Below are 9745 nucleotides of genomic sequence, written 5' to 3'. Positions count from 1 at the left end.
AGCTCGTACGCGCGCCGGCCGGCCTCGATCTCTTCGGCGGTGACCGGCGAAGTTGCCGTTTGGGTGGTCATCTGCGTCCTTTCGTGGTGTCGGTGGTCAGCGCCTACGCGTTGGTCGGGAAGCCGAGGTTGAGGCCGCCGTGGCTGGGGTCCAGCCAGCGGGAGGTGACAACCTTGCCGCGGGTGAAGAAATGCACGCCTTCGGTGCCGTGGGCGTGGGTGTCGCCGAAGAGCGAGTTCTTCCAGCCGCCGAAGGAGTAGTAGGCCATCGGGACCGGGATGGGCACGTTGATGCCCACCATGCCGACCTGGATTTCGTTCTCGAAGCGGCGGGCCGCGCCGCCGTCGTTGGTAAAGATCGCGGTGCCGTTGCCGTACGGGTTGGCGTTGATCAGGGACACGCCCTCGTCGTAGCCGGCCACCCGCACCACGGACAGGACGGGCCCGAAGATTTCGTCGGTGTAGATGGACATCTCCGGAGTGACGTGGTCGAAGAGCGTCGGGTTCAGGAAGAAGCCGTCGCCCTCCGCGTCCGGGGTGACCTGGCGGCCGTCGAGCACCATGGTGGCGCCGGCGGCCTCGCCGGCGTCGATGTAGCCGGCGACCTTGTCGCGGTGGGCGGCGGTGACCAGCGGGCCCATGTCGCAGCCGCGGGTGCCGTCGCCCACGCGCAGGGTGCGGGTGCGCTCGGCGATCTTGGCGACCAGTTCGTCGGCGATGGAGTCGACGGCGACGACCGCGGAGATGGCCATGCAGCGTTCCCCGGCGGCGCCGTAGCCGGCGTTCACCGCGGCGTCGGCGGCCAGGTCCAGGTCCGCATCCGGCAGTACCAGCATGTGGTTCTTGGCCCCGCCCAGGGCCTGGACGCGCTTGCCGGCGGCGGTGCCGCGCTGGTACACGTACTGCGCGATCGGGGTGGAGCCGACGAAGGACACGGAGGCAACCTCCGGGCTGTCAAGCAGCGCGTCCACGGCCTCCTTGTCGCCGTGGACCACGTTGAACACGCCGTCCGGCAGCCCGGCTTCCTTCCACAGCTCGGCCAGCCAGTTGGCCGCCGTCGGGTCCTTTTCGCTCGGCTTGATCACCACGGTGTTGCCGGCGGCGATGGCGACCGGGAAGAACCACATCGGCACCATGGCCGGGAAGTTGAACGGGGAGATGATGGCGGCCACACCCAGCGGCTGGCGCAGCGAGTGCACGTCCACCTTGGTGGAGGCGTTCTCGGTGAAGCCGCCCTTGAGCAGGTGCGGGATGCCGCAGGCGAACTCCACGACCTCCTGGCCGCGGCTCACCTCGCCGAGGGCATCGTCGAGGACCTTGCCGTGCTCCTCGGTGATGATCGCGGCCAGCTCGCCCTTGCGCGCGTTGAGCAGCTCCCGGAAGGCGAACATGATCTGGGTGCGCCGGGCGATCGAGGTGTCGCGCCAGGCCGGGAAGGCGGCGGCGGCCGCGGCGACCGTGGCCTCGACCGTGGAGGCCGGGGCCAGGGCAACGCGGGCAGTGGTCTTGCCCGTGGCCGGGTTGACGACCTCGCCGAAGCGGGAGTCGCTGCCGGGCTCGGCATACTGGCCGTTGATCCAGTGGGTGATGGTCTGCATGGGGGTGGTCCTCCCGGTCGCTGGTCTTGCTGGCATCCCGACAATTTCGTTCGGGCTTCGATCAACCATCCTGACGGCAGCAAGCGGCCGGGAGTAGCGACGAAGTGTATGAGGTTCGCTTTTGGGGTATACAGTTTGTAAATGCTGGATTTCCGGGATAGTAATGCGGGCCACCAGGCGGAGGAGCACGGAACCCGGACGGTGACCGTCCGGGCGCTGCTCGACCTTGACGAGGTGCGGTCCGGCCAGCCGGAGGTGCTCTCCGGGGAAGACGCCCTCGATGCCCCCGTGCGCTGGGTCCACATCGCCGACTCGGAGCGTGTGAGGCCGCTGCTCGAGGGCGGCGAGCTCGTGCTGAGCACCGGCATGTCCTTCCGGGCGTCCCCGGGCGCGGCGGGCCGGTTCCTTGACGACCTCGAGAAGGCGGGGGCGGCCGGCGCGGTGATCGAGCTTGTGGACGCCCAGGGACGTCCCGACACGGACGCCGTCGCCGTGTTGCGCGGCGCGGCCGCCGGGCGTGGCCTTCCCGTGGTGGTGCTGACGCGGACCATCAAGTTCGTCCGCGTGACCCAGGTGGCGCACCGGCTCCTGGTCGGGGAGCAGCTTGCCCGGCTGGAGCGCGGGCGCAGGGTCCACGAGGTCTTCACCCAGCTGAGCCTGGAGGGTGCCAGCGAGCAGCGCATCGTGGACCGCACGGCGGAACTCCTGGCTGCCGCCGTCGTGCTCGAGGATGTCGCCCACCGCGTGCTTGCCTTCAACCCCGCCGGCATGGACGCGGGGGAGTTGCTCCGCGACTGGGCGGGACGCTCGCGCCACGTCGGCTACCAGAAGGAGACCGGGCGCCGGGCCGGCACCGGCGACTGGCTGCAGACGCCGGTCGGCGTGCGTGATCGGCGCTGGGGGCGCCTGGTGGTTCCGGGGGAGCTGCCGGACGACGCCGACGCCGCGCAGGTGCTGGAGCGGGCCGGGCAGGCCCTGACCCTGGCCCGGATGGCCGGCCGCGACGAGCAGGACCTGCTGCAGCAGGCGCAGGCCGGACTGATGCACGACCTGCGCCAGCCGCACGCGCTGGACGAGCGGGAGGCCGTCACCCGTGCCCAGGCCCTGGGGCTGGAGCCCAGTGCCTTCTACGTCCCGATTGTGGTGCGGCTGGACCGGCTGCCGGGGGAGGACCCCACCGGCCTGCAGCTGCGCGAGCGGGCTCTGCTGGAGGAGCTCGTGGCCACGGTCCGGCAGGCCCGGCGGTCGATGCTCGCCGTCGGCCTGCATTCAGGATCATTCGGTGCCCTGCTGGGGGTGCCGGCCCGGCAGCTTGAGGACGGGCTGCTCGAGCGGATCTTCGGGCAGCTCGCCGAGGGGCGCGAGGCGGGCGACGCCGGCGCACGGGGAGGGGGCGAAGGGGCTGCCACCTGGACCGTGGGGGTCGGCCGCAGCAGCAGCTCCCTGCTGGAGGCCGCGGCGGGCCTGGACGCGGCCACGCAGGTGGCCGACATCGCCGCCACCCTCGAGATCCGGCGGCGCCGCTACTACCGGTTTGCGGACGTCAGGCTCCGCGGACTTCTGGCCGCGCTCCGCACGGATGCGAGGGTCAGGGCTTTCGCGGAGGCGGAGCTGGGGCCCCTGCTGGAGGAGCAGGACGCCGGGGCACTGGACTTCCTGGAGCTCTACCTGCGCCACGGCGGCAACAAGTCCTCCGTTGCGCGCACCGGGTACCTGAGCCGGCCGGCGCTCTACGCCCGCGTGGCGCGCCTGCAGGAGCGGCTCGGTGTTTCCCTGGATGACGCCGAGTCCCGCGCCGCCTTGCACGTGGCGTTGCTGTGGCACCGGATGCGCGGGCAGGTGCCGGGCGAGGAACCCGCCCACGCCCCCGAAAGCGTGGACCAGGGGTAGCTCCGGCGACGCGGCGCAGCAAGCCGCTCAGGCACCGGGGGCCTTGTACCGGACCTGATCGGCTCTGCGCAGCGCGTCCAGCGTTTCGTCGACGGTGAGCAGGACAGTGGTTTCCAGCGAGCTGAGCGCACCGCCTCCGTTGATCGCCAGCGCTACCGCGGCCATGGACACATTATCGGGGGCCTCCCACAGGGTGTAACCGTCGTGCGGGCCGAAGGCGTACCAGAAGCCGTGGAGCTTCCCGCCGACCGACTCGATGTACGACTCGGCTGCTCGTCGGCGGTCCTCCGGATTGCCGATCAGCCTGGCCCAGGTTTCCGGAGTGTAGCTGAACTTCGACAGATAGAGCGGCATCGTCTCTCCCTCCCGTTCGCCGATGCGGCTGGGGTCGCCGTGCGCTTAAGTGTAGATCCGGCTGGCCCGGAAAGAGCCTGGGTCACCGCAAGCTCGGGGGCACCATCCCGCCGGACACACGCACCCGGCCGTCCGGCACCGGTCACGCTTCCGGTGGTGGCCGGAACCGCGACCGGTGCTGCGGCTGTACGCCGGCGGGGCAGGCGCTAATGCAACGTTTCAGCCTGCTCGAAAGGCGGAGCGCCTACCAGTCCCAGGCACGGCTGCCGGCGGCCGGGGTTGCGGTCAGTTCTCCGGTGATACCGGCGCAGCACAGCGCCATGCGAATGCTCTTGCGCATGGTTCTTCCTTTTCCTGATTGATGTCGATGCCGGCCATGGGGCGGCGGCAGGGTCCATGCTGCCGGCCAGGGGCAGCGCAGACCTGATCAATCAGGAGAAGAACCCGGGCTGAAGCCAGGGGAAACGGGCAGCCTGGAGGCCTGGTGCCCGTAGCAGGCGGGGACCAGGTGCAAAGTGTTGGAGTGCTGTGCCGGCAGGTCCGCGCCCGGTCCTCCGCCGGACGCGCTGTTGCCGGCACCTGCTCCGGTCCCGGCCTGCCCGGCCCAGCCGGCAGGTGCGGCAGGAAGCGCGGGCGAGGGGCCGGGTACCGGCCCCTCGGCAGGGCCGGCCGAAACTTCCGCAGCAGCGGCGCCGGCGAAGCTGGCAAAGCTGCCACCGGCTGGGTGATCCTCGATAAAGGGACCATAGTTGCCGGCGCGCGGGACAGTCGCCGGCGCCGCGGAGGAGCCGCTGCCGGCGCCGTCGGTCCGCGGCGCCGGTTCCGTCCTGGCGACTTCCTGCACCGGTACCGCTGCGGCATCCACCGGCGCCTCCGCGGCATCCTCCGTCCCCGTCCTGGCCTGGGGGGCCGGATCCACGGTCGCGGGCGCGTCCGTCCCCTTCGGTTCGGCACCGGGACGGGGGAGATCCGCGGCGGTGTCCGGCAGGTCCGCGGGCGGCGTCTCGATGGCCGGCACGCCGCCAACTGCCGGCACGCCCTCGACCGTGGGAACGGCGTCGACGGCGGGAACGGGCTCGGTGACCGGGGCCACTGCCTCCAGCACAGGTTCCAGCACGGGCTGGACGGTCTCCAGCACCGGTTCAACGGCAGGCTCGACGGCGTCCGGCAGGTCCGCGGGCGGCGTCTCGACGACTGGAACTGTCTCGACTACGGGCTCAAGCAGTTCGGCCGCGGGCTCGACGGCGCGGGCAACGGGCTCGGTGACCGGGGCCGCTGCCTCCAGCACGGGTTCCAGCACGGGTTGGACGGTCTCCAGCACCGGTGCAGTGGCAGGCTCGACGACGGCGGCAACCGGGGCGGCTGCCAAGGTTGCGGTGGTGGTGACCGGACGGGAGGCTGCCTCGACGACGTGTTCCACTGGCTGTACTGCATCCACCAGCGGTTCCGCGACGGTGGCGACCGGGGCAGCGACAGCGGCGGTGGCGTCGTGGGCCGCCGGCAGGGAGGCGGGCTCGTGGCGGCTGTCGTATGCTGCCGTCCCCCTGTCCACGGGCCGGCCCTGTGCATCGCCGAGGGCACCGGCGGCGGAAGTGGTGGCGGTGATGACCGTCTTGGTGGCGGCGCCGGGCAGGGAGAGTTCGTCACCTTCTCCCGCGTGGGCACCTGCCGCTCCCAGCAGGGTCAGGCCGGCAGCGGCGGCAAGGGTCAGCATCGTCCTTCGGAGCAACCCCGGCCTGGGCAGGCGCGGTCGTTCGTTCAACGCGCCACCCCCATACTGTGTCCCGGCAACCAATAGCAAGATTACTTACTATCCGCCTTCAAGGTCCAGACGTTTAACCCAGCAAATGGACTAATCGCCGGAGGAATTCTCCCTTGGTCCGGTGCTCCTGCAGCACCTAAGGTGATCGTGTAGCAGACCTGACAGGAGGCCGTTCTCATGTTCACCTTGCAGATAGAGCACGATGTCAGGGACTTCAGGATGTGGAAGCGGGCGTTCGACGGCGACCCGCTGGACCGTGCCGGGTCCGGCGTCCGCTCGTACCGGATTTCACGGCCCATCGGCGAGGAGAACCATGTGATGGTGGAACTCGACTTCGAGACCCAGGAAGCGGCCGTGTTCTTCCTGGCCAGACTGGAAAACGACGTGTGGAAGTCGGGTGCGGCCGCGCAGGCCCTGCTCAATGAGCCCAGCACCAGGATCATCGAGACGCTGGCCGTCGAGACGCTGGAGGCCCCATAGGATCCGGACGTCGTTCCCAGGGCCGCGAATGCTGTCCGGGAACCGGTGCCGGTTACTAGACTGTCGGCATGGCTGCTGCATTGGTTCGTCCTCGAAACGGCAAGCTGATTGCCGGCGTCTGCGCGGCGCTGGCTGCCCGTTTTGGCCTGCCGAAAACGCTTGTCCGCCTCGCCTTCGTCATTTTCGGACTGGTGGGTGTCGGAGAGCTGGTTTACATCGTGCTGTGGATCCTGATCCCCAAGGCTCCGGCCTGAGCGCCGGGGCCGCCACCCGCCGGCCGGACTAACGCCGGTGCCGGCGCCTGCCCGGGCTGATTCGGGCAGACGCCGGCACACGGTCATAAGGTGCGGGGAAGCGGCGGCAGGGGCTTACTCTGCGACCTGGAAGGTCAGGGTTTCGGTGAACTCGCGGCCGTAGACGTCGGTGGCCGTGACCTGCGCGGTGTGCTCCCCGGCGGCGAGGTCGGAGGGCAGTTCCAGCCGCCACAGGTGCATCATGCGGTCGGCCAGGCTGCCCCCGCTGACCAGCTGCTCCTGCACGGCCGCCGGGTCGGACCACTCGGCGCCAACGAGCTGGCCCTCGCCCTGCATCTGCTGGGTGCGGACCGCCTCGACTGTCCGGCCGCCGTCGATCCGCACCTGGACCGTCGAGCCGGTGCTGCCCATCCAGAAGTTGGTGGTCAGCCAAGTGGTGCCGGCCAGGTCGTCCCGGGAGACCACCAGCGGATCGGCGAACTCCGGGGCGGAGCCCTTGTTGTCCAGATTCTCGGCGTACCACTGCCGGTAGCGCGGGGTGTTCAGGCCCAGGGCCATCTGCAGGGAGTCATCTTCGCCGCGGACGGTAAAGCGCTCCCGGAAGTCGGTGTTCCTGATGTCCAGGGTGAGCACGCCGGGCAGGCTGCCGTCGCGCTGGACGGCGGTGGGGTAGCCCTCGGGCAGCGTGCGTCCGGAGTACCAGTCGCCGGAGATGGCTCCTGCGGTGATGTGGGTGAACGGCAGCCGGTCGACGCCGAAGAGCTCGGACCAGCCCGCCAGGGAGTCGCCTTCGCGGAGGTTTTCGATGCTGTGGGTATGCCCGCCCACGGCCACGACCTTCCGGCCTTCGAGGATCTGGTAGATTTCGGCGACCTGCTCCACCTGGTGCTTGGCGCTGCCCTGGTCGGCATAGTCCAGCAGCGGGATGTGCGCGGCCAGGACGATCAGCCGGTCCTCGGGCACCTGGGCGATGTCGTTGCGCAGCCATTCGAGCTGCCGGTCATCCAGCGAGCCGGTGTAGTCGCCCTTGGCGGCCGGCAGCTTGGTCGGAAACTCCACCGTGTTCAGGGCGACGACGTGGGCCTTGCCGGCATCGTACGAGTAGTACTCGGGGCCCAGGTTGGCCCGGAAGGTGTCGAAGGTGTGCTCGCTGGTCGTCGCGTCGAAGTCCAGGTCATGGTTGCCCGGCAGGAACCGGGCCGGGCCGTTGAGCATCCCGGCCAGTTCCCGGGTCTGCGGGTACAGCGACAGGTCGTCGCCGACGACGTCGCCGATAAACAGCGTGCCGCACCCGGCGTAGTCGTCACGGGCTGCCAGGTCGGCGAAGGCGCCCTGGCGGGCATAGTCCACCTGGTCCTGGTTGTAGGTCTGGACATCGCCGCCGATCAGGCAGTGCTGCTCCGGCGACCGGGTGAGCTTGCTCTTGGCCAGCGGGAAGTTCACCTCGTCCGGCAGCGGTCCGGTCGGGCTGATGCCGCCGTGGCGCAGTTCCGGCGAGCCTTCGGGCAGGTGGTGGTAGAAGAACTGTGCGACATTGTTTTCGTCGACCGGCACCTGGTAGCCGCGGGGCTGGGTGGCGAAGACCGTCATGTTCCCGAACGCCGGCAACTCGTAGCGGCCGCTGCCGTCCGTGGTGGTGACGTCGCGGCCGTTGGAGACGGAGACCCCGGCCAGGCCGGGCTCGTTGCGGTCCTGCACCGAGTCCCGGTCCTTGTCCACGAACACGGTGCCGTCGATGGTCTGCTGGTCCTCGTCCGGTCCCTCGACGACGTCGACGCTGCCGCGGTAGGCCGTCGCCGCCCAGCCGCTGCCGGCCGGAGCACTGTCGGGGGCCGCGGTGGCGGCGGGGGCCAGCAGGGCGCCGCTGAAGATCAGCGCCAAGGTGCCGGCGGCCAGGCCGAGGGGCCGGGCGCAGGGTGTCTGGGACGGGGTGGTACTCGGGTGCACGATGAACCTCCGGTCGGGTGGCTTGGCGGCCGGTTCCGGCCTGCCAATGCCACCGTCGCAGCCGTGGGTAAACAATTAACCACGGCGGCGCGACGGGAAATGGACGCATTCGTAACGACTCACCGAGGCTGCGGAAAACCCTGGCCCAGAAGCCTGATGCACTGTGCGGCAGCAGCGGGCCGGGGCCGTGCCTGCCATCCCTCCGGCGCAGCGAAGGCGCCGGCCGGCGCGCGGCCGGGGAGGTTATTGGGCGGTTTTCACAATCAGCACATCGCAGGGCGCGTTGTGCGCCACGCTGTTGGCGACGCTGCCGAGCACGCGGCCAAGGCCCTTCATGCCGACGTTGCCCACGACCAGCAGGCCGGCCCCGGCCCGGGTTGCTTCCTCGACCAGGGCATCCTGGGGTTTGCCGCGCACGGCGACGGGACGGATGCTCAGGCCCGGGTGCTCCTGGCGCAGCTTGACCGCGACCCGCTCCGCCAGCTTCCCGGCCTGCTCGGCGTCGTCGAGGATCCAGGTGTCGCTGCCGATCTTGACGATCTCGGTGTTGTCCTTGGCGTGGGCGCTGAGTACGGCGAGCTCGGCACCGAGGCCTTCGGCCATGACAGCCGCCCGTGAAGCCGCCTTGAACGCAGTCTCGCTGCCGTCGACTCCCACGATCACAACACCTGTCATGCTGCTTCCTCCTTATTCCGCCCGCCGGGTGGCGGTGTCCATGGTCTGGGTCTCCACCCGACCCTATACCTGCCGGGTCCGGGTACCAATGCGGGACAGTCCGCGGGGGCAGCGGCCACGCGGCGATCCGGCCACCCGGGTTAGGACCGCGAGGGGCTGCGCGGCAGCAGCGAGCCGCGGGCGGCACCCACCATCCCTTCCACGGCGCGGGCCAGGTGGGTGCCGCGGTCGCTGACCCCGTTCCAGCGCACGAGTGCCTGTGCGTTCAGGCCGTCGATCATGCCGAGGATCTGCCAGGCCACGGAAGCGGGGTCGGAGGTCTCGAACTCGCCGGCGGCGATGCCGGCCTCGACGACGCCCTGCAGCACCGCCTGCCACGCGTCCATCTGCTCGCGCACGCATGCCGCGAGCGCCTCGTTCCGGCGCCCGAGGGTCCATGCCTCCACCCAGATGGCCGTCACATCCAGCCGGGCATTGTCCAGCAGCGTGTCCAGGAGCATCCCGAGTTGCTCGCGCGGAGCGGGCAGCCCGGCCAGCAGGCCGGCCACCTCCTCGATCTCTTCGGCGACGATGGCCGTGAAGGTGCCGGCCACCAGCGCCTCCACGTTGGGTTGGTAGTGCGCCACGAGGCCCGGGGCCACGCCGATCCGGGCGGCGACATTGCGCAGCGTGATCGTGGACAGGCCGCGCTCGAGCGCCAGGTTCCGGGCGGCCTGGGTGATTTCGGCGGCGCGCTCGGCAGGAGCTTTCCGGGCGGCGCGTTTCTGTGGGGTGCTTGACATCACA

Annotated in this window: 9 protein-coding genes; 3 read left to right on the top strand and 6 right to left on the bottom strand. The window is 70.3% G+C overall.

Annotated features, from left to right (window positions below):
- Positions 1-103: 103 nt before the first annotated feature.
- The gene (locus HGG74_RS13665; RefSeq protein WP_168487179.1) at positions 104-1597 is read right to left on the bottom strand and encodes a CoA-acylating methylmalonate-semialdehyde dehydrogenase; all 1494 of its coding nucleotides are present in this window, start codon (positions 1595-1597) and stop codon (positions 104-106) included.
- 141 nt (positions 1598-1738) lie between these two features.
- Between HGG74_RS13665 and HGG74_RS13660 the strand changes: the two genes are divergently transcribed.
- Entirely contained in the window at positions 1739-3487 is a 1749-nt protein-coding gene (locus tag HGG74_RS13660) for a PucR family transcriptional regulator (RefSeq protein ID WP_168487177.1), read from the top strand.
- 27 nt (positions 3488-3514) lie between these two features.
- Here HGG74_RS13660 and HGG74_RS13655 read toward each other — a convergent pair whose 3' ends face one another.
- Together HGG74_RS13655 and HGG74_RS13650 are read right to left on the bottom strand one after the other, a co-directional pair.
- The gene (locus HGG74_RS13655; protein ID WP_168487175.1) at positions 3515-3841 is read right to left on the bottom strand and encodes a GYD domain-containing protein; all 327 of its coding nucleotides are present in this window, start codon (positions 3839-3841) and stop codon (positions 3515-3517) included.
- A gap of 427 nt (positions 3842-4268) precedes the next feature.
- Positions 4269-5555, bottom strand: a complete 1287-nt coding sequence (locus HGG74_RS13650) for a hypothetical protein (RefSeq protein WP_168487173.1) — start codon at positions 5553-5555, stop codon at positions 4269-4271.
- A 225-nt stretch (positions 5556-5780) separates the two neighbouring features.
- Between HGG74_RS13650 and HGG74_RS13645 the strand changes: the two genes are divergently transcribed.
- Complete coding sequence (locus HGG74_RS13645; RefSeq protein WP_168487171.1) at positions 5781-6083, top strand: hypothetical protein; 303 nt, start codon at positions 5781-5783, stop codon at positions 6081-6083.
- Positions 6084-6151: 68 nt separating this feature from the next.
- A complete protein-coding gene (locus tag HGG74_RS13640) occupies positions 6152-6337 on the top strand; it encodes a PspC domain-containing protein (RefSeq protein ID WP_168487169.1) in 186 nt (61 codons plus the stop codon).
- A 114-nt stretch (positions 6338-6451) separates the two neighbouring features.
- On the opposite strand, the gene HGG74_RS13635 is transcribed toward HGG74_RS13640, so the two are convergent.
- From HGG74_RS13635 to HGG74_RS13625, 3 genes are all read right to left on the bottom strand, one after another.
- Complete coding sequence (locus HGG74_RS13635; RefSeq protein WP_312856844.1) at positions 6452-8284, bottom strand: calcineurin-like phosphoesterase C-terminal domain-containing protein; 1833 nt, start codon at positions 8282-8284, stop codon at positions 6452-6454.
- Between the two features lie 243 nt (positions 8285-8527).
- Positions 8528-8959, bottom strand: a complete 432-nt coding sequence (locus tag HGG74_RS13630) for a universal stress protein (RefSeq protein WP_168487167.1) — start codon at positions 8957-8959, stop codon at positions 8528-8530.
- 140 nt (positions 8960-9099) lie between these two features.
- Positions 9100-9741: a TetR/AcrR family transcriptional regulator gene (locus tag HGG74_RS13625; protein ID WP_168487165.1), complete on the bottom strand. Its 642-nt coding sequence runs from the start codon at positions 9739-9741 to the stop codon at positions 9100-9102.
- Positions 9742-9745 lie beyond the last annotated feature (4 nt).

It is taken from the genome of Arthrobacter mobilis, assembly GCF_012395835.1.
Lineage (GTDB): Bacteria > Actinomycetota > Actinomycetes > Actinomycetales > Micrococcaceae > Crystallibacter > Crystallibacter mobilis.
Note: the sequence above shows the minus strand (reverse complement) of the source record. Positions and strands in the feature narration are given on the sequence as shown.

What these genes read in the sequence shown, in the direction of transcription:
- HGG74_RS13665 (WP_168487179.1), bottom strand. Translation starts at nt 1,597, where the DNA reads ATGCAGACCATCACCCACTGGATCAACGGCCAGTATGCCGAGCCCGGC.
- HGG74_RS13660 (WP_168487177.1), top strand. Translation starts at nt 1,739, where the DNA reads ATGCTGGATTTCCGGGATAGTAATGCGGGCCACCAGGCGGAGGAGCAC.
- HGG74_RS13655 (WP_168487175.1), bottom strand. Translation starts at nt 3,841, where the DNA reads ATGCCGCTCTATCTGTCGAAGTTCAGCTACACTCCGGAAACCTGGGCC.
- HGG74_RS13650 (WP_168487173.1), bottom strand. Translation starts at nt 5,555, where the DNA reads ATGCTGACCCTTGCCGCCGCTGCCGGCCTGACCCTGCTGGGAGCGGCA.
- HGG74_RS13645 (WP_168487171.1), top strand. Translation starts at nt 5,781, where the DNA reads ATGTTCACCTTGCAGATAGAGCACGATGTCAGGGACTTCAGGATGTGG.
- HGG74_RS13640 (WP_168487169.1), top strand. Translation starts at nt 6,152, where the DNA reads ATGGCTGCTGCATTGGTTCGTCCTCGAAACGGCAAGCTGATTGCCGGC.
- HGG74_RS13630 (WP_168487167.1), bottom strand. Translation starts at nt 8,959, where the DNA reads ATGACAGGTGTTGTGATCGTGGGAGTCGACGGCAGCGAGACTGCGTTC.
- HGG74_RS13625 (WP_168487165.1), bottom strand. Translation starts at nt 9,741, where the DNA reads ATGTCAAGCACCCCACAGAAACGCGCCGCCCGGAAAGCTCCTGCCGAG.